17 protein-coding genes are annotated in these 19,385 nt (G+C 45.6%); 12 read left to right on the top strand and 5 right to left on the bottom strand.

All coding sequences use genetic code 11. The annotated features are described in order from the left end of the window. Positions 1-2 precede the first annotated feature (2 nt). The 8 genes from JXL83_08410 (at position 3) to hutH (ending at position 7,567) form a co-directional block, all read left to right on the top strand. A complete protein-coding gene (locus JXL83_08410; GenBank protein ID MBN2364139.1) occupies positions 3-356 on the top strand; it encodes a DMT family protein in 354 nt (117 codons plus the stop codon). A gap of 77 nt (positions 357-433) precedes the next feature. Further along, the gene (locus JXL83_08405; GenBank protein ID MBN2364138.1) at positions 434-1,657 is read left to right on the top strand and encodes a T9SS type A sorting domain-containing protein; all 1,224 of its coding nucleotides are present in this window, start codon (positions 434-436) and stop codon (positions 1,655-1,657) included. An 80-nt stretch (positions 1,658-1,737) separates the two neighbouring features. After that, positions 1,738-2,019: a DUF503 domain-containing protein gene (locus tag JXL83_08400; protein ID MBN2364137.1), complete on the top strand. Its 282-nt coding sequence runs from the start codon at positions 1,738-1,740 to the stop codon at positions 2,017-2,019. Continuing rightward, entirely contained in the window at positions 2,006-2,800 is a 795-nt protein-coding gene (locus tag JXL83_08395; protein MBN2364136.1) for a DUF2520 domain-containing protein, read from the top strand. The genes JXL83_08400 and JXL83_08395 overlap by 14 nt, the downstream gene beginning before the upstream one ends. After that, on the top strand, positions 2,797-3,891 hold the full coding sequence (locus JXL83_08390) for a methyltransferase (GenBank protein ID MBN2364135.1): 1,095 nt from the start codon (positions 2,797-2,799) through the stop codon (positions 3,889-3,891). Before JXL83_08395 ends, JXL83_08390 begins: the two co-directional genes overlap by 4 nt. Beyond that, positions 3,885-5,426, top strand: coding sequence for a BatA domain-containing protein (locus tag JXL83_08385; GenBank protein ID MBN2364134.1), 1,542 nt, complete (start codon positions 3,885-3,887; stop codon positions 5,424-5,426). Before JXL83_08390 ends, JXL83_08385 begins: the two co-directional genes overlap by 7 nt. Further along, entirely contained in the window at positions 5,423-5,761 is a 339-nt protein-coding gene (locus tag JXL83_08380; GenBank protein MBN2364133.1) for a hypothetical protein, read from the top strand. Before JXL83_08385 ends, JXL83_08380 begins: the two co-directional genes overlap by 4 nt. A gap of 297 nt (positions 5,762-6,058) precedes the next feature. Beyond that, positions 6,059-7,567, top strand: coding sequence for a histidine ammonia-lyase (gene hutH, locus JXL83_08375; GenBank protein ID MBN2364132.1), 1,509 nt, complete (start codon positions 6,059-6,061; stop codon positions 7,565-7,567). A gap of 9 nt (positions 7,568-7,576) precedes the next feature. Here the strand turns inward: hutH and JXL83_08370 are convergent, their stop codons facing one another. Then, the gene (locus tag JXL83_08370; protein MBN2364131.1) at positions 7,577-7,840 is read right to left on the bottom strand and encodes a glutathione S-transferase N-terminal domain-containing protein; all 264 of its coding nucleotides are present in this window, start codon (positions 7,838-7,840) and stop codon (positions 7,577-7,579) included. A gap of 47 nt (positions 7,841-7,887) precedes the next feature. Between JXL83_08370 and JXL83_08365 the strand changes: the two genes are divergently transcribed. The 3 genes from JXL83_08365 (at position 7,888) to JXL83_08355 (ending at position 11,407) form a co-directional block, all read left to right on the top strand. Next, positions 7,888-9,252, top strand: coding sequence for a hypothetical protein (locus JXL83_08365; protein ID MBN2364130.1), 1,365 nt, complete (start codon positions 7,888-7,890; stop codon positions 9,250-9,252). Between the two features lie 18 nt (positions 9,253-9,270). Further along, on the top strand, positions 9,271-10,395 hold the full coding sequence (locus tag JXL83_08360; GenBank protein MBN2364129.1) for a ribose-phosphate pyrophosphokinase: 1,125 nt from the start codon (positions 9,271-9,273) through the stop codon (positions 10,393-10,395). 82 nt (positions 10,396-10,477) lie between these two features. Next, positions 10,478-11,407, top strand: a complete 930-nt coding sequence (locus JXL83_08355) for a hypothetical protein (protein MBN2364128.1) — start codon at positions 10,478-10,480, stop codon at positions 11,405-11,407. 6 nt (positions 11,408-11,413) lie between these two features. Here JXL83_08355 and JXL83_08350 read toward each other — a convergent pair whose 3' ends face one another. The 4 genes from JXL83_08350 to JXL83_08335 are packed head-to-tail and all read right to left on the bottom strand — an operon-like array spanning position 11,414 to position 17,183. Further along, a complete protein-coding gene (locus JXL83_08350; GenBank protein MBN2364127.1) occupies positions 11,414-12,712 on the bottom strand; it encodes an adenylosuccinate synthase in 1,299 nt (432 codons plus the stop codon). A gap of 49 nt (positions 12,713-12,761) precedes the next feature. Continuing rightward, positions 12,762-13,718 carry a hypothetical protein gene (locus JXL83_08345; GenBank protein MBN2364126.1) on the bottom strand — a complete coding sequence of 319 codons (957 nt, stop codon included), beginning with the start codon at positions 13,716-13,718 and terminating at the stop codon, positions 12,762-12,764. After that, the gene (locus JXL83_08340; protein ID MBN2364125.1) at positions 13,693-15,663 is read right to left on the bottom strand and encodes a UvrD-helicase domain-containing protein; all 1,971 of its coding nucleotides are present in this window, start codon (positions 15,661-15,663) and stop codon (positions 13,693-13,695) included. Before JXL83_08340 ends, JXL83_08345 begins: the two co-directional genes overlap by 26 nt. Continuing rightward, on the bottom strand, positions 15,660-17,183 hold the full coding sequence (locus JXL83_08335) for a sodium/solute symporter (protein MBN2364124.1): 1,524 nt from the start codon (positions 17,181-17,183) through the stop codon (positions 15,660-15,662). The genes JXL83_08340 and JXL83_08335 overlap by 4 nt, the downstream gene beginning before the upstream one ends. Positions 17,184-17,331: 148 nt before the next feature. Here JXL83_08335 and JXL83_08330 point away from each other — a divergent pair, with 148 nt between their 5' ends. After that, complete coding sequence (locus JXL83_08330; GenBank protein MBN2364123.1) at positions 17,332-19,371, top strand: immune inhibitor A; 2,040 nt, start codon at positions 17,332-17,334, stop codon at positions 19,369-19,371. The last annotated feature ends 14 nt before the right edge of the window (positions 19,372-19,385 follow it).

Below are 19,385 nucleotides of genomic sequence, written 5' to 3'. Positions count from 1 at the left end.
ATATGCATTATTTAATTACGGTAATTCTATTGATCTGCAGCAACATCTTTATGACCTTCGCCTGGTATGCACACCTCAAAAATTTATCGCAAAAACCCTGGATAATAGCCTCAATTGCCAGCTGGGCAATCGCTTTTTTCGAATACCTTATTCAGGTTCCGGCCAACAGGATTGGTCATCAGGCGATGAACTTAGGACAGCTTAAAATCCTCCAGGAAGTCATAACACTTTCCGTTTTCATTCCTTTTTCTGTTTTCTATTTCAGAGAAAAACCCGACATTGATTTTCTCTGGGCCGGACTCTGCATTCTCGGCGCCGTTTTTTTCATTTTCAGAAAGACGATTTTCGGTGGTTGAGACCTCAGTTTCTTTTTTCAACGCCTGTAATTATGTTATAATTAATTATATTAACCGTAACGAAAAAAGGAGGAAAAATGAAGCGTTTAATCAGTGTCATGTTTTTGTTGTCTCTTCCCATCATGATTTTTGCAAATCAGGAAGAGGCTGAGATGTCGGGTATCAATCCTTGGACAGGAAAACAAGTCTATGAGAAATCTTCTATGCCCAAGGCGTCGGTTCTTCTTATCCCGGATTCAAACGCCGACGTAGTAGGCATGTTTTCGCCCTACGACGGAACATACATCGGAAACATAATTGTAGACGATCCCACCGGACTCAATTACGACCTTCAAACACCTATCAACGCCATACAGGGACCATCTAATATTATTTTCCTCTCAGATCAAGTATCAGACGCCGTATACGCTTTCGATTCTCTGGGAAATTTCTTGTACATAGCGGCAGACGCCTCCGACGGATTGGACAACGTCAGGGGAATCGCTTTCAGAAACGACACTCTGTTCGTCACATGCGGAGGAACCGGCAACAAGGCTATTTTCATGTTCAGCGGTCCTCATTCGTCTGCGGGCTTTTTCGTCCCCGCAGGAACCATAGATCCTTTCGACATATTTTTCCTCTCGGACGGAAGCGCTCTTGTGGCCGACATAGAAGGATCTTCAGACAACGTAAGACTCTACGACGCTTCGGGGAGTTTCGTGAAACAAATTATATCTATTAATTTTCCCGAGCAGATAATTTCCGATCCGGTTCAGCCAGGAGAATTTCTGGTAGCCGGATTTTCCGCGAACAACGTCACTGATTTTGACACGAGCGGAACTATATTCAGGACACTGCCTTTCAGCGGCGCCAGAGGCGTTTACAGACTCGGAAACGGCAACATTCTTGCGACAAGTTCTGTCGGAGTTGTCGAGCTCGATTCAGCCACAGGTGCGCAGATTGCAGTAAAGTATTCCGGACAGTGCAGGTTCATTGAACTTTACGAGACAGGTCTCGGAGTGGAAGAACCTGTCGAACAACACACTGGAATAAATGTATTAAGATTATTCCCAAATCCTTTCGCCAACAGTCTCGAAATTAATATCAGTTTGACATATCCGCAATTCGTATCGGTTTCAATATATTCCGTCAACGGTTCAAAAGTAAGAGTTCTCAACGAAGGAATGCTTGACGCCGGAAATCATTCATTTTACTGGGACGGACACGACGGCACTGGAAACGACTGTATCAACGGAACATATTTCATAACTTTATCCACTCCCGAAGGAGAGATGAGGGAAAAAGTCGATTTTATAAAATAAATTTTTTTCAAGTCGGCCATTCGTAGTGTTTCAAACATTCCGGATGGCTCGCTCCTCGTAAATGAAGGACGTAAAATCTTATGTGTCTCGGCGTAGTAAATTTTACTTTGTCAATAGAATGGGCTTATTCGCTCAAAGACAAAAGACAGGCGGTGAGAAGCATAAAGGAAAGACTTAAAAACAAATTCAACGCCTCCGTAGCCGAGACCGACAACCACGACTTTTTCAACAGAGCGACACTTTCTGCGGCAATAATCGGAACCGACAAGAGTTCCGTCGAACCGCAGATACACTCCATGATAAAGTTCGTCGAAAACGACAAAAACGTAATATTAGAAGGGGTGCGCGTTGAATATTACTGAAAAGAGAATAGGGATCATAGGCGCCGGAAAAGTCGGAACGACTCTGGCGTCTGTTTTTAAGAAAAAAGGTTTTCAGGTTTCCATAAAAACAAAAACAACGCCTCCCCGTTATGTCAGCGACTTTTTGAAAGAAATGAAAATTCAGCTTTTCCGCGACTCGGGAAAATTTGCTGAAAACAGCGACGTGATAATTATATGCACCCAGGAGAAAGACATTGGCGGCGCGCTGTCTGAAATAAGCAAATTTTTGAACAAAAAGCATTTGATAGCCCACACCAGCGCTTCTTTCTCGGCCAACGATAAAATTCAGAGCGTTTCTGTTTTTCATCCCTTCATGTCATTTCCTGCCGTAGATACCAAAATTGAAGACTTCAGCGGTTTCATCTTCGGTATCTCGTGCAAGGACAAGTATTTCAATGTTTTTTCAGAACTCGCCAAAAAAATCGGCGCCAGACCAGTAAAAATTCGCGGTGATATGTTACCGCTCTACCACGCTTCGGCAGTTATACTCGTCGAAGGTATGATAAAATCAATAAAAAACGCCGCAGAGATTCTTGAAAAATCCGGTGTTGACAGAAAGACCGCCCTGAAGACTTGCACTTTTTTTTCAGCCGACATAATCAGCAACATAGAAAAGATGGGAACTGAAAAAGCGGAGACCGGACCACTAGCGAGAAAATCCGAAGACGTCATCCGGAAGCACATAAAGGCGCTAAAAAAACATTGTCCGGAAAAACTCGACCTCTACCTGACTTTGGTGAAATCGAAGGCAGAGTCTTGAAGCCGTTAACTCCTGTCAAATTCGAAAGATACGGAATAAACGTCATTCCGGTGACTGGATTTGCAGGCTGTTCTCAGCCTCCCAAATCGGCCCAGTACATCCTTTCTGAACTTGAAAAAGAAAAAGAATTGGGTAAAGTTACAGACTACGCCTCGGGACCTGGTTTTGTGTCGCTTCCTCTTTCTAAATTTTGTGATAAAGTTGTTTCTGTTGAATGGAATCTGACAGCTTACAGAACTCTCAAAGATAACATTTCGGCCAATTGTCTGAATAACGTCACGCCTGTCCTGTCAGACGGATTTAAGCTTTCTGAAAAATCAGACGCCGTCATCGTAAATCCTGACCCTCACGGCGGAAGAGAACTGACAATTTCGATGTTCGAGAACTCTCTTTCTTTCCTGAAAGAAAACGGAAAACTTTTTTTTATATGCCGAAGAGATTTCGGCGCAAAATGGTATCAAAAATATCTGAAAAACCTTTTCGAAGAGGTCGAAGTTCTCGGGATTTCAGGAGGATACAGGACCCTCAGGTGCTGTCACAAAAAAAACTTCACTCCCGGAGATTTTTCAAGAAAAATCAATTTCGGTCAAAACGTCTTTAAAACCGTTCCGGGCGTTTTTTCGAGAAAGAAAATTGACGAAGGAACCAAACACCTAATTGAAAATGTTTCGCCGATAAAATATTCTTCAGTGATCGACTTCGGATGCGGATACGGACCAATCGGAATTTGCCTCTCCAAAACATCCGAAAAGTGTTTTTTGATTGAAAATAATCTTATCGCTGTCAAATGCAGTTGGAAAAATGCAGGTATCAATTCGGCCGGCAACTGTGAAGTCATATTCGATGACAGAGTCCCGGAAAGACTTTACGCCAGTGCAGATTATTTTCTTTCGAATCCGCCCACTCATTTCGGAGGCAACGCTGCCGATTTCATACTCGGTCAGGCGTTTTTATCTCTCAAAAAAGGCGGAACCGCGGCTTTTGTCGTCCACAGAACGGCCGGGTATGCTCAGAGGATGAAGCATATTTTCAAGAACGTGTCGTCAGTAGAAAAAGGTTTTTACACCGTTTTAATTTCAGAAAAATGTTAATAAACCCTCTCTATTTGCTGATATCCTCAGCCGCTGTATTCCCAGTCATTTTTCATCTGATGAGAAAATTCGGTAAAAAAGAGATTCTCTTTCCAGCCGCCTGCCTCATAAAGGACTCGGGTGTCCCGCTTAAGAAAAAATTCCGTTTGAGAGAACTGATTCAGCTCATTTTGAGAATACTTGTTATTTTTTGCACGGCAGCGGCTTTTTCCCGGCCGGCGACAAAAATAAAATTTCCTTTCAGCAGGACGATTTCCCAGGTCGCTGTCGTTGCGGACATATCTGAAAGCGTCACAAGAAGCGGAATATACGAAAAAGAATTTTCAGGACTTCTCGATTACGTATCAGGGGTCTGCGTCACGGGTAAAGGACAGACCGATTTTATTGATGAAGACGCTTTTGACAGATCAGTGTTTTGTCCACGCGAAATAGACGGTTCAGCCGATATACCTTTTTCGCTTCTACTGTGCCGTGAAATGGGGTGCGGTGAACCACTGCTGATTACAGACAGACAGAAAATTTCATGGAGGGGCATGGAATCGCTTTGCGAGGATTTTGACGCCGTAACATTTCCCGACTCCCAATACGTTTTTGCCGTGAAATCCGTAATTCTTCCCGAATGGTTTCTCAGCGATGACACCGCTTACATATTTCTCTCGACAAACCCTGGGTTTTACGCCGGGGTTCATTCCCAGAAAACCGACACCGTTGTAGAAGCCGAAGACGGTATTTTCCTGCCTTTGTTTGTCAGCTCATCATCCGATACGGTTTTAATTTCCTCAACGGCCGACAGTTTATTTGTAATTTTGCATTCAAAAAACCAAATAAAAATATTTTCTAACAATGAAGAGATATTCAGAAGAATTTTTTCAGTATTCCCCGAAGGAAAAGCCGTCAAAACTTTTTTTCCCGAAAGCGCTTCCATCGCCTTCATAGACGAATCTGAGTTTCTTGATTTTACGCTTCCCGGCTCAGGTGAAGTCAAAGTCTTCGTTTTTCTCGACGACGCATCAAAACTGGGAAATTACGTCGAGGTTCTTACCGGGGTATCATCGTCCCCTTTGCCGGATAAACCTGCGGTGATCCGTCAGGGTTTAACAGGTTTTCTCGGTACGACAGTTTTGTATAAAGTCTTGCTGACCCCTCCGAAAGACTTAGCAAATTCTCATTCAGTCATAAACAGATTTGAAGACGGCAATCCGGCCCTGATAAAATGCGGAAATAATTTCGTATTCGCATTCAGTCCGGAAAACTCGACAATTTTCTCGCTGAAAAACTTTCCCGTTTTGTTGCTGAATCTCGCGCTTGGATCCGGGGAAAGCCATTCGATCTCCCCTTTCGTTCCGGACGAAGAACGGGCGTCCGATTATTTAAATGATGATTTCGCCTCGTCGAAATCGTGCTCTCTCGATGAAATGACTTCTCTTGTAAAAAAAAGCGCTCTTTTCGACATGAGTCCTTTTTTGACGTATATACTTATTTTTCTTCTTTTAGCCGAAGGTTTTTATTCTTTTTATCTGGGAAAAAGAAATTGATAGAAAAATATGTTTTCGGAGAAATCACAATAGATTCAAAAAAGTACAGAAAAGACGTCGTCATTCTCGGAGACGCCGTTTTAAGCCCTTGGATAAGATCGGAAGGTCATATGTTTTCTCTGGCCGACGCCGGGGATATAGTGGATTTTAAACCGGAATGTCTGGTCGTTGGCACCGGATGTTTCGGCATGATGAAAGTTGACAAAAATCTCGCAGAATTCTTCAACGCCACGGGCTGTATGCTTCACGTGCTGGACTCAAAGTCAGCCGTCGCAAAATTCAACGAAACAAGCGTGCTATATAAAACCGCCGCGGCTATACATCTGACCTGCTGAAGAAAAAATCAAATAAAAAAGAAAATTTCTACCACGAAGTTATAAAATTTGAGATACAAATTTTAAAAGAAAAATATTATTTCTCTTATTCTTCACCTTCGCGCAGGGCAAATCGACATGATTTGACTCTTCGTGATATCGAGATTTATTTCGATCTTCGTGCGCATTTTATTCTGTTTCTTCTTTCAGTGTTCATTAATTGTTTTATAAAAACATAATAAGATAATTCCATTAGCTCAATAATTTGCTAAAATAAATTTCTCATATACTTGTCACTACATCCGAATGGAGGAAATTGTGAAAAAAGTTATGTTATCCGAAAAAGACATATCAATAGAAGACGTAATCTCAGTCGCCGTCGAAAAAGCAGAGGTTTCGGTAACCGAAAGCGCTATGGAAAAAGTTAAAAAAGCGAGAGCCGCAGTTGAAAAAGCAGCTTCCGGGAATACTTCCGTCTACGGAGTCAACACGGGATTCGGATCGCTGGCCGAAAAAAAGATACCTCCCGATCTCATAGACAGGCTTCAGCTGAATCTGGTCCTCTCTCACAGTTGCGGAACTGGACCTGTTTTACCGGAAGAAGCCGTCCGCGCAATGATGTTCCTCAGGGCCTGCGTCCTTGCCAAAGGGCATTCCGGAGTCAGACCAGAAATATTAATACTTATAAAAGATTTTTTGAACACGGGTGCATACCCTGAAGTCCCGTCCCTCGGTTCAGTCGGCGCATCCGGTGATCTCGCCCCTCTTGCGCATCTTACACTCGGACTAATAGGAAGGGGTTTTGTCTACTTCAAGGGAGAAAGAATGGAGGCGCAGTCCTTCTTCGAAAAAAGCGGTCTGAAACCTCTCGTCCTCAAGGCAAAGGAAGGTCTCGCGCTCTTGAACGGGACCCAGTTCATGACTGCGGTCGGAATCCTCGCGTACGAAAAAGCTAAAAATATTTCAATTTCCGGAGACATGGCGGGAGCGCTGACTCTCGAAGCTTTCGACGGAAGACCGGAAGCGTTCGACGCAAAAATCCACGAACTCAGACCCTACGAGGGACAGATAAAAACGGCGGAAAACATCAGACATCTATGCGCTGGGAGCAAAAACATCCATTCCTCTTCACACCCGCGGGTTCAGGACCCCTATTCCCTCAGATGTATACCGCAAGTCCACGGCGTCCTCAAAGACTCACTTGCTCAGGTTAAAAAGACGCTCGAAATTGAAATAAACTCCGTAACAGACAACCCGCTCGTATTTCCCGACCAAAATGAAATCCTTTCAGGCGGCAATTTCCACGGCCAGCCCATAGCTTTTGCCATGGACTCGCTCGCAATAGCTCTTTCCAACATCGCAGGCATTTCAGAGAGAAGGACCGACCTCCTGCTCGACGACAAGAGAAGCGGTCTGCCTCCTTTTTTGGCGTCAAAACCGGGAGTCGAGTCCGGATATATGATCGCACACCTCACTGCAGCTTCACTTCTCAACCTCGTAAAAAACAGGGCAAATCCGTGCTCTTCGGATTCACTGCCGACTTCGGCGGGAAGAGAGGATCACGTCAGTTTCGGATCGAACTCAGCTCTCAAGTGTCTGGAATCAGAAGGTTTTGTCTCAAGCATCATAGCCATAGAACTGCTGACGGCTGCAAGGGCTGTCGACCTTGAGAACAAGAGGGAAAAACTCGGGAAGGGAACCACACAAATCTTCGATTTCGTCAGGGCAAAATTCCCTCACGTCGAAGAAGACCACGAAGTGTCCAAGGGCATAAAAGCCGTAGAAAAAAGTCCTTCAGATGGGTCTATGAACTGTATACTGAAATAATGGACAGTGTTATGTTAAATTCAGAGCTTTGTCCAGAGCAGGCTTGTTGAATCCAACTATGATTTTACCATTGGCTTCTATGACCGGCACTCCCTGCTGATTGCTCTTTCTTACCATTTCATCTGCCGCCGCCTGATTTTTTGAGACGTCTACTTCACTGAAAGATATTCCTTTCTGCCTGAGATATGTCTTGACCGAATTGCAGTAGGAACATGAAGGGGTAGTATAAATTTTCACTGACAATTTTTTCTCCTTTTTGTCTAAATATAACATGAAAAATAGATTTGACAACGTTCGACCCAGCCATTTTAATCTTTATCATGTCAAAAGACTCCGTAAGCAACGGCATTACTACAAAAGAAATTATCGTTTTCTGGATCCCTCTTTCTTTCACCTGGCTGATGATGGCGGCTGAAGCACCTTTCATAACCGCCATAATAGGAAGAATTCATGACGCAAAATTCAACCTGGCCGCTTACGGAGTGGCTTTCGCAATAGCCATGCTCGTCGAAGCTCCTGTAGTTATGATTCTTTCGGCTTCTGTTGCTCTTGTCAGCGACAGAAATAAATATTTAAAACTGAGAAATTTTATTGTTACTCTGATAATATCCGTGACATTGCTTCATGTCATTTTAAATCTGCCTCCGGTTTTTAGTTTTATCTCCCGGAAAGTCCTCAACCTCAACGACGAAATAGCTTCCCTGGCTCACGCTTCTTCAATAATCATGATCCCTTGGGCGGGTGCGATAGGATACAGAAGGTTTTATCAGGGTATTCTGATTCGATCAGGCCAGACTAAAAAAGTTGCGGCGGGAACTTTTGTAAGGCTTTCAACTATGTCTATTACCGGATTTCTTTTGTTTCTTTTTTCCGAAATTCCGGGCGCGTGCGTCGGCGCGGCTTCTCTTTCAGCCGGAGTGATTCTGGAATCTATTGCCACCCGCATAATGAGCATAAAAGCAGTCAAGAGCGTGACATCTATCGAATCGGACGGAAAATATCTTTCTTTTAGAGAGATATTATCATTTTACTATCCTCTCGCACTGACTTCCTATCTCATCCTCGGCATTAATCCTCTTCTCACTTTTTTCATGGCCAAATCGAGAATGACCATCGAATCTCTCGCCGTTTTACCTGTCATAAACGGATTTATTTTTATTTTCAGAAGTTTCGGACTCTCTTTTCAGGAAGCTGGTCTCGCTCTTTTAGGTAAAAAATACGAAAACTTCATACCTCTGAGAAATTTTGCTTTCAAACTCGGTCTGATTACAAGTGTAATCCCCGCTATCATATCTGTAACTCCTCTCGTAATTCTATGGTTTAAACATGTGTCCTTTCTCACAGACGAACTTCTTCTAATCACCATAGTCCCGTTTTCAATTCTATCTTTTATGCCGGCTCTGACGACTCTCCTGGCGTGGCAAAGATCAGTTCTCGTCAATTCCAGGCTTACATACCCGATCACTGTCGCAACTGTTCTGGAGGTCATTTTTATAGGGCTTATTATGACTTTGTCGCAAAAACTTTTCAATCCAATAGGTATTTACTCGGCGGCGGCGGCGGTAGTTTTGGGAAGAGCTCTGGCAAACGCATATTTGTTCATTCCTTACAGGAAAATTGTTTCTTCTCACGGCTACAAGCTCGATTTTTACAGATCATACACGAAGTTAGCTGGGAACGGTTAATAATTCGGAGGTAAAATCATGATAAACATGGACAAGTTCAGCCAAAATTTCATTGCCCCTGAAAGATTCGAAAAGACAAAAAGCCGCCTTCTTCTCGGCCCTAACGGATGGCTTCTTTTCGTCGCATGCAATTCGGGAATTTCTCTGGCGGCCGATGTCAAAAAGCAATACGAAGAAATGCTCAGAATAAACGGCAGTGACCTGAAAGACATTCCCTTGATAGGAACGCAGGAAGCGCCACTTACAATGATATTTCAGGACATGGAAACATGTCCGCGCTTGACAAGACACGTCGCAGGATCAAACGCTTTCGTATTTCAATGCATCCACGAAAACACCTCGGGTAACACAGTCAACGAAAACCTTCAACAGCTTCTTCAGGCCGTAAGGACGCTGAAAGCCCACAGAGCCCAGAACATAACTGTTGTCACGCCTTATTCACCTTATTCAAGACAGGACAAACCGACTTTCATGCAGAGAGAAGCGACTCTCGCGAAGCTTTTCGCTGACCAGCTGAAAGTGGCGGGAGCAAACATCCATCTGACGTATCATCTTCATGCTCTCTCTATTTTCGGGCTCTACGAGCCTGACATGACACTGGTCGCACTCAGCGGACTTGATCTTTTTCTCGAGATTTTCAGCAAGTTCAGAAAATTGAAAGAAGCAGTGGCAGTCTCGACTGATTCGGGAGGAGCCAAGTTCACCATTCATTTTGCCGACGCCATGGGAATCTCTCACGCGATAGTGAATAAATTCAGACACGCCAAGGACAAATCCGACATGCTCGGAGTAATAGGCGATCTCGAGGGGAAAAAGACCGCACTGATCATTGATGACGAAACGGTCACCGGAAGTTCATTTTTGAACGTTGTAAAAAATCTTAAAACAAACCACGGAATAGAAGATATATATGTCGCTATTTCCCATCTCAAGATTAAAAAGAATCACATTCCCGGCCTTATTGAGGCTCACGAAAAATTCGGGCTGACCGAAATGCACGTCACTGACACGATTCCCCAGATTCCGGAAATACTCGAACTTGATTTCGTCAAAGTACACAATCTTTCAAAGAGGTTCGCTTCGACAATAAACAGACTGCACTACAATATTTCTGTCAGCGATCTTTTCACTGCCGTAAAATGAAACCCGTTGCTCAGTGTTCTGCCGAAACCTCTTTCGTGATATAATGCTTTACAATAACCTTATTTAAAAAAAAGGAGGCTTCGTGAGAAATATTTTAACTCTCTTGCTGGCGGCAACGGCTCTTATAGCTTTTTCTTCCTGTACGAAGAGCTCTTCTCCCACGCAACCAGCCAACGCCGGTTGCGTTGACGGATATTTCAGACTGCCTTCGGGAGGTTTTGCAGTTCCCGGAGCGACCGTGTCCATCGGCAGTATAAGCACCACGACAGCAGCGGATGGTTATTTCTTCCTTCAAAATGTCCCGGAGGGCGATCAAGTCCTCACCGCTACAATGGGAGTCTTCACGGCATCGGTTACGGTGACGGTAGTCAAAAACGATACTTCGTCGAGAACTCTATATTCTTCAGTTCCCGCAAGAAGCTATTTTCTGGTTGTATACGGCGGCGATTTCTGGGATGAACTGACGTCCGTCTTAAACAGCGCCGGAATAGTTTACGATTCTGTCAGACTTCACAACCTGAGCGCTTCAGACATAAACGGAAGGAAATACATATTCCTGGTCTCTGACAGCGGTTACACCCCCCCCTCACAGCCCACAGAACTTAAAAACTGGGCGGAACAGCAGGGAAACCACCTCTACGCTTCGAGCAGCGCATACACATGGCTTTTGGCCATGTTCCCTCAACAGTTTGAAAGACATTCGACGGACGGCGTTGCAGGAACGGCGACTAACATCGAACTAGAATCCTCGCTGTCATCCTATGTCGGAGGAACCCTGTCTGTGGTATTTACAATGCCCTATGTTCCGATAAGCATGGTTCAGACCGGTATAACAGTCCTCATAAGGGCTACGGTTCCGGTTGAAGGCGGACAATGGCTTTCAGATTCGCCCGTCGCCTTCAGATGGAACGAAGGAGGGACAAACGGCGGAACAATAACATTCACGAATTTTTACACTGGAATGAAAGGTCCGGCTGAAGAAAGAGCCAAAATTTATCTCTCCCTTTTCTGAAGTTGATCAGCTGAAAATACGCGCGCCGTCTCTCTCTATGAGTTCGGCGCGCCTTGGTCCCACCGAAACCCATGATACTCTGACGCCGATTTCTTTTTCTATTCTTTCCACGTAATTTTTTGCATTCTCAGGCAGGTCGCGGAATTTTCCGACTTTTGATATATCGCTTTTCCATCCGGGCATTTTCTCGAAAACGGGAACCGCTTTCTCGAGAATGGAAGTCGTCGGGAAATTTTTCATCAATCCTCTTGTCGTTTCATAGGCAGTGCAGACAGGTATTTCGTCTAAATATCCGAGAACGTCGAGATTAGTCAGGACGGCCTGAGTCGCCCCCTGGACTTTGCATCCGTATCTAGTTGCGACGCAGTCGAACCAGCCCATCCTGCGGGGTCTTCCAGTAGTGGCTCCGTATTCCCCTGCGTCTCCTCCGCGCTTTCTCAGCTCTTCGGCTTCTTCTTCGAATATCTCGGTCGTAAACGGTCCGTTTCCTACACAGGATGAGTAAGCTTTTACGACCGCTATTATCTCGGTTATTTCGTAAGGCGGGATTCCGGCTCCGACCGAAGCAAAACCTGCGAGAGGCGATGAAGACGTCGAATACGGGTATATGCCGTGGTCGGGATCTCTCAGAGTGCCGAGCTGGCCTTCGAGCAGAATTTTTTTCTTTTTCTTAAGCGCTTCGTTAAAATATTCGGTCGTGTCCCTGAGATAGGGTTCAATCATTTTTCCCTGTATCAGCATTTCATCCAGTATCGGGTCTGCGTTCAAAAGATCTTTGCCGTACAAATTTTTCAGGAAAACATTCTTTATCTCCACCGCTTTTTTTACGGCCGTCGCCAATCCTTCTTCGTCGAAAAGCAGTGAGGCTTCAACTCCTGTTTTTAAATATTTATCGGAATAAAATGGAGCTATACCCGATTTCGTCGAACCGAATTTCCTGTCTTTGAGCCGTTCTTCCTCGCACTCGTCGAAAAGAACATGATACGGCATAACTATCTGCGCTCTGTCTGAGACAATTACGTCCGGTTCAGGCACTCCATTTTTCCGAAGTGTTTCGAGTTCATTTATGAAACTGCGGACGTTTAAGGCCACTCCGGGTCCGAGAACATTGGTGACGTGTTTGTAAAACACACCCGAAGGAAGAAGATGAAGGGCAAACTTGCCGTAATCGTTTATGATAGTGTGTCCCGCGTTGTTTCCGCCCTGATATCTGACGACGACGTCCGAATTCTTGGCAAAATAATCAGTCATTTTGCCTTTTCCCTCGTCTCCCCAATTGGCTCCGACGACAGCGGTGGCAGGCATCAAAACTCCTTTTTAAAAGCTGTAATGACCAAGGTTTGAAAAACCAATTTTACTCTGAAAACAGTTTGTTTGTCGAGGCGGCCGATTCGAGTGCCCTTTGAGCCGTTCTGAAATTCATTTTTACCGTCTTTTGCATTTCCATAACGCCGTATTTTTTTGCAATTTTTACGGCTGTTTCAAACGCGGCGTCCGACGATCCGAGAGGAATTTTCACGCCGTATTTACGGGACATTTTTTCTATCTCCCCGAGAAATGCCGCTCTTGCCAGGATCGATGCCGCCGCGACGGCCGGTATATTTTCGGCCCGAAAAAAAAACCTGGTTTTTCCGGCAAAGCTTTTATCAAAAGAACAGCCCGAAGAAAATTTATCGACGATTATTGTTTTCGGGACATGTCTTTTAACGAGATGTCCTGTGGTTTTTTCGTGACAAAAACACAAAACGTCGTTGAGGGTCTTTGACTTTCGCGAGTATTCGGCGTAAATCTCGTTGTACTTGCCCGGAACGAGAATTAATGTTTCGCATTTGGAGCCGAGGAAAGAATTCAATTCTTCGGCCAGACAAATGTTTTTTTTATCTGTGTTCAATTTTGAATCTCTCACTCCCATCATCGCAAGCTTTTTCGAAGTCTCTTCGCTGGCGAAAACCGCCGCGCATACGAGAGGTCCGAACAAATCTCCTTTTCCGGACTCGTCACATCCCACGAGCGGATATTCAATTACCGGAGTCTTCTGATTGGTTTCGGGATCAACTCCATTTCCTATGTCTTTGACAGCTTGAGCAAGTTCTTCGCTGTCGAGCTGGGAGCAGTCAATTTGTACGCCTTTTTTTCTGTTGCTGTATACCCTTACGTAACCCGAACCGCATGAACTTTTTACGAAAAACTGCACTCCGTTGGCAATTTGCTTTTCCCCTGAAATTTCCGCGCCGAACTTTTTCAGACCTTTTTTCGTTTTGAAGACCAGTTCCGCAACGCCGTTTTTAAACATCGGCCGATTTCCTTTCAACAAAATCCTCCAGTATTCTGCCTTCGGCCAGAAACCTTGAAACCTGAGAAGTGCTGAAATAACTGAAACCATAATAATTCCTCGCCGGATTGAGATAACCGGGTTTGACCAGAAAAAGATTCCTCTTGGCTCTCGTCGCGGCGACGTAAAGAAGCCGTCTTTCCTCTTCCAATTCGTCGGGTTCCTCAAAACAATAAGAAGAAGGAAAATATCCGTCTGCGAGGTGTAGAATGAAAACTGAATGCCACTCAAGACCCTTGGCTGAATGTATAGTTGAAAGCGTCAGTATCTCGTCGTCGCTGTTTTCTCTCATGGCGCCTATCTGACTTCTTTCGATGGGTTCGAGAGTCAGATCGGTAAGAAATTCTTCGAGACCCGAATATCTTTCCGCCACGAGAGCGAGGGAATCGAGGTCGTTGGCTCTTTTTGAATAGTCCTCGCTGTATATTTTCGTAAATGCGTTCCTGTAAAAATCGAGAACTTCCCTCACGCATTCCGAAGCCGAAACGGCTCCGTCGTTGACTAAAGAAGACAGTTTTTTGAGCCCCAAAATATCCTCTTTGTAAGTTTTGGAAGCGTAAAGAGACTCGTCAATTTTTTCTATGCTTCCTTTTTCGGCAATTTTTTCCCATATCATTTTTGAAGTTTTGTCGCCCACTCCTTCGATGAGTTTCAAACATCTGAACCAGCTGACAGAATCTCTCGGATTGCTGAGAGCTTTGAGAAAAGCGAGGACATCTTTTACGTGCGAAGCCTCCGTGAATTTTATGCCTCCATACTTCCTGAAAGGCAGTCCGAATTTTCTCAATTCGAGTTCCAGGTCGTTAGAATGCCACCCGGCTCTGAACAGGACCGCGATGTCGTTCAGGCGGACGCCTTCTTCGCGCAGGTCGAGTATTCTGCCGCAGATGTATCGGGACTGATCGTTTTCGTCTTTGGCTTCTATAAAAAGAGGCTTTCTCCCTCCCTTGATTTCGGTCCTAAGCTTTTTCGAATATTTTTCGGCGGCGAAACGGATTATTTCGTTAGTCAGATTCAAAATCGGCTGAGTGCTCCTGTAATTTTCCTCAATAGTCACAATTTTTGTCCCCGGAAAAATATTGGGAAAATCCATTATATTTTTGAAATTCGCCCCTCTGAAAGAGTATATGCTCTGGGAATCGTCTCCAACTGCCATTACATTCTGATGTTCTGAAGCGAGAAGAGCCGTGATAGAGGATTGAATTTTGTTAGTGTCCTGATATTCGTCCACCATTATGTACCTGAAAAAAGAACTGAGTTTTTTTCTCGTCTCCTCTTTTTGTTCCAGCAGTTTTTTAAGATTGACGAGAAGGTCGTCGTAATCCATGAGAAGGCTGTTCTTCTTGTTGTCTTCGTATTTGAATCTCAGAGATTCGATATCTTCGGCCAAATGGGAAAACTGCGGATAATGCCTCTCTACAATCGTTGTCGCGTCGGTCAGGCAGTTCGCCGCCTTGCTGAAGATGTCGCCCAGAGTGTTTTTTCTCGGAAATCTGGTTTCTTTTGACGAAAATTTCATTTCCGATCTCAGAAGGTTGATCAGGTCTTCTGAATCGGATCTGTCAAGAATTGAAAAACCTGAGCCGTAACCTATTTTTTCCGCGTTCTTTCTTAGAATCAGACATGCGAAGGAATGGTATGTACCTCCGGCAACCCGGGAGCATCTTTCGTCGAGAAGTGAAGATGCTCTCCTCAGCATTTCCTGCGCGGCTTTCCTCGTGAAAGTAAGCAGGAGGACGTTTCTGGCGTCAATTCTGTTTTCTACAAGAAAGGCGACCCTATAAACGAGAGTTCGCGTCTTTCCGCTGCCGGCTCCAGCTATGACGAGAAGAGGTCCTTCGAGATGCGTGACCGCTTTCATCTGCTCTGCGTTCAACTGTTTTTCGTAATCAATGCTGTAGATTTTTTCCGTAACAGTGTTCATTTACTTTTCACCCTGCTTCGAAAGGCTATCGTCATAAGGAAAGTCCAGGCCGTACCGATGATTATTGACCATGTCCAGGCGACGCATTTAACGCCTAACGGCTTTAAAACAAAAGATCTGAACGGCTCCAGAATTCCGACGCCGTCACTTGTAAGAAACGTGACAACCAAAATGCTTGAAAGCATTGCGATTGTGCTCGCTATATCTATCCCCCTTTTTTTCGTCGCAATGCCTGCGAGAGTGACTCCAAGCAGAGCTCCGTAGGAATAACCGAAAACCTTGAATCCCAGCCAAAGAACGGACTGTGTTTTTCCGAAAAATACGGCCACAACACCGAGTACCAGCACGAATACCAGGACCAGGAATCTTGAAAGAAATACGGACCTCTTTTCCGGAATTGTAAACAAATTTTTCAAAAAGTCCCTGTAAAAAGAAGAAGCGAGAGAATTGGCCGAAGAATCTATCGAAGACATCGCCGCGGCTAAAAGCCCGGCTATAAGAAGTCCACGGGCTCCGGGAGGCAAGACTGTTTTAATAAAATACGGAAAAACGTAATCAGGATTATCAACCAGATATCCGGTGACTGTAGCGTCGTGAGGAAAGACTCTGTAATACGCAAAAAGTGCCGCACCGACTGTTAAAAACAAAAGTGTCACGGGAAAATTCAGTACGGCGGAATATATGAGCGCTTTTCTTCCTTCGTTAAGATTTTTGCACGTCAGAGTTCTCTGCACAAAGTCATGGTCTGTGCCCATTACGGCCAAAGTAGTGAAAAAACCGAAAAGAGAACCCGCCAGAAAGGACTTGGAATTTGCAAAATTCAGAACAAAATCCGGTGAAGAGGAGTCGAATGAAATGTGGAAAACGGTGAATTTTCCCGCTTCAAAACCGACGGAAAGAAACTCGCCGAAACCTCCCGGCATTGATCTGAATATGAACACAGCGGCAAAAACAGCCGAGGCGATAAACAGAACGAACTGAAAAATGTCGGTCCATATAACCGCTTTTATTCCGCCAAAAGCCGTGTACAAAAGAGCGACTGAACAAACGTAAAAAACAGAAGAACCGAAAGAGATCCCGAAAATCACGGAAAGGCCGACAGCACAAGCGGCTAATCTGACGGAGCTTGCAAGCACTCTGCTGACGATGTATATGGCGGATGAGGAAAACCACGTCATCCTGCCGAATCTTTGTCCCAAAAACTCATACGGCGTCATGACTTTCCTGCCGTAAAACGCTTTCAGGAAGACGAATGAAACCAAAAATCTCGCGAAAAGGTCTCCGAAAGCGAGTTGTAAATAGTTAAAATCGCCTCCAGCGGCGACTACGGCGCCAGGAACTCCAATAAAAGTCATGGCCGACAGAGCTGTGGCATATACTGATATAGTCACGGCCCACCACTTCATGGCTCTTCCCGCTAAAAAGAAATCTTCGGCGGAAGATTCTTTTTTTCCGGCAAAATAACCGACGGCAATTACAGCTGCCGAGTAAACAATTATCACGGCAATGTCTAAAATCATGATTCCAGAGTATAACAGTAATAAAAACTTTTTGACAATCCCGCAAAAAATAAATTTGCTCTTGACAGATGTTCTTTACCTGACTGACAATTTGTCATAAGTGAAATGTGCTATGGCACGATTGAACAATTTTAAACAAGGAGGAACTATGAGGTCGCTCATGTTCTTTGCGGTGATGGTTTTCGCCGCATCCGGAATGTTCGCAGCAGGCGGGAACACAGACGCCGCTCCCTACATTCCCTCAATGCCGGCAACAGACGGAATTGAAATGCCGCTTGTCTGGTCTCTCGTAATCGAGGGTCTCGGCGGTGTCGCGAGCAACAGACTCCTCGGTGTAGAGGTCATAGACGACTCTCTGATGATAATCACCGACGCGAACACAGCACAGCCTGTTTTTCTTTTGATTAATTACGTATCTGGAACTTACATCGGCTCCGTCGCCCAAACCGGCCAGGCCGCCGGAACGTGGGGACACAGAGACATGGACAGGGACGCCGGTGATACCATTTACGCCGGAGACCAGTCAGGAACAGGCGTCAGAGGCTACGTCCTGGGTCTGTCGCCTTTTTCGATGACTCAGGTCAACACTTACACCGGACAGTCCAACCCCAACAGGGGAATAGCCTGGGTTCCCGGCGACACTTTCTGGACAGGCAACTTCAGCACATCGATGGGCAGATTCCAGAAGACGGGCTCGCCATGGAGCGGAACAGGTGATTACTCCGTTTACGGATCAGCATTTGTTCCCGGTTCTGTACCCAACGGAGACAAAGTTTGGTACCACGGCCAGGTGACAAACCCTCTCGGCTGGGAATGCACGTGGTTCGGACTCAATTATCACACGGGAACATGGACGAGGGAAACCCTGTACTGCGCGATTCCTGCTTTCGCAGCTGGATTTACAGATCATATGGCAGGCGGCGGCGATTTTTATCCGGATTTCCTCGGTTTCGGTCCGTGTCTCATCGGATTCTGCCAGGGTGACCAGGATTTCGTCTACGCCCTCGGCCTCGCTCCTTCAATAAACGATGTCGGGATTCAGAGAGTTGTAGTCCCCGTCGAGGGTCAATATCCTCCGGCGACTGCTATCACACCCGAATGCTGGGTCTTCGCGGGTGCTTACTGCTCCGGACCTCAGACATTTGACGTCGACCTGACTATTGAAGAATCCGTTTCTGGAGTGATTTACGATCAGACCGTTCAGGTCACGAACCTCGCCCCGGGAGACTCACAGCAGGTCACTTTCCCGAGCTGGACGACCTGGTGGTACAGGCACAACTTCACGGCGACATTCGTCACCGATCCGGGCGGATCTGTCACGACAAACGACACGGTCGTCGTAGATTTTCACACCTGGTTGTTCCAGGACCTCTACGTCGAGGACTTTGAAGCCGACAGCGGAAACATGACGGTCACGGGAACGGCGAGTGTATGGCAGTGGGGCGCTCCGACTTCAGGCCCCGGAGCGGCATATAGCGGATCCAACGTATGGGCGACCGTCCTGGCAGGCAACTATCCCAACTCTGCAAACGCTCAGCTGACTACACCCGGGATAACTCTTCCGGCTGACATGTCAGCATCTGAGTGTTATTTCTGGATGTGGTGGGACTCAGAAGCCAGCTACGACGGCGCTAACATGAAGATCTCGACAGACGGCACGACCTTCAATATTTTCACCGGAGTCGCGCCCGCCTATACGGGAACGGGGAATTCCTCGAATCCTCTCAACGGTCAGGCTATATGGACGGGTCACGTAGCGGGAATGAACGCATGGAACCAGTACACGATGGATCTTTCTACTTACGGCGGCCAGACAATATGGTTGCAGTGGGATTTCGGATCTGACGGCTCAGTGGCTTACCCCGGATTCTACATCGACGACGTCACTATAAGGATACCCAACGCAGTCGAAGAAAATCCGATTGCCAATCCCGAGACTTTCTCGGTAAGATCGATCGCCCAGGTAGGCAATGTATTAAGGCTCGCAGTGACGGTTCCTTCTTCGTCACAGGTCGAGTTCGAGATATTTGACGCGACGGGAAGACTCGTGGCGACTCCTTTCTCCGGAACAGTCAACCAGTCTTCGGTCCTCTCGTGGAATTCTGAAAATGTATCCAGCGGCGTTTACTTCTACAAAGTAACTTCCAACGGCAACGTTTTCACGGGTAAATTCACAAGAGTATACTGATACAAAACAGTTAG

This window comes from candidate division WOR-3 bacterium (assembly GCA_016934535.1).
Classification (GTDB): Bacteria; SDB-A; SDB-A; order SDB-A; family SDB-A; genus JAFGIG01.
This window is presented reverse-complemented; position numbering and strand designations above follow the sequence as displayed.

Coding starts and splice junctions, on each gene's coding strand:
- JXL83_08410 (MBN2364139.1), top strand. CDS start 3: ATGCATTATTTAATTACGGTAATTCTATTGATCTGCAGCAACATCTTT.
- JXL83_08405 (MBN2364138.1), top strand. CDS start 434: ATGAAGCGTTTAATCAGTGTCATGTTTTTGTTGTCTCTTCCCATCATG.
- JXL83_08400 (MBN2364137.1), top strand. CDS start 1,738: ATGTGTCTCGGCGTAGTAAATTTTACTTTGTCAATAGAATGGGCTTAT.
- JXL83_08385 (MBN2364134.1), top strand. CDS start 3,885: ATGTTAATAAACCCTCTCTATTTGCTGATATCCTCAGCCGCTGTATTC.
- JXL83_08370 (MBN2364131.1), bottom strand. CDS start 7,840: ATGTTATATTTAGACAAAAAGGAGAAAAAATTGTCAGTGAAAATTTAT.
- JXL83_08365 (MBN2364130.1), top strand. CDS start 7,888: ATGTCAAAAGACTCCGTAAGCAACGGCATTACTACAAAAGAAATTATC.
- JXL83_08360 (MBN2364129.1), top strand. CDS start 9,271: ATGATAAACATGGACAAGTTCAGCCAAAATTTCATTGCCCCTGAAAGA.
- JXL83_08350 (MBN2364127.1), bottom strand. CDS start 12,712: ATGCCTGCCACCGCTGTCGTCGGAGCCAATTGGGGAGACGAGGGAAAA.
- JXL83_08340 (MBN2364125.1), bottom strand. CDS start 15,663: ATGAACACTGTTACGGAAAAAATCTACAGCATTGATTACGAAAAACAG.
- JXL83_08335 (MBN2364124.1), bottom strand. CDS start 17,183: ATGATTTTAGACATTGCCGTGATAATTGTTTACTCGGCAGCTGTAATT.
- JXL83_08330 (MBN2364123.1), top strand. CDS start 17,332: ATGAGGTCGCTCATGTTCTTTGCGGTGATGGTTTTCGCCGCATCCGGA.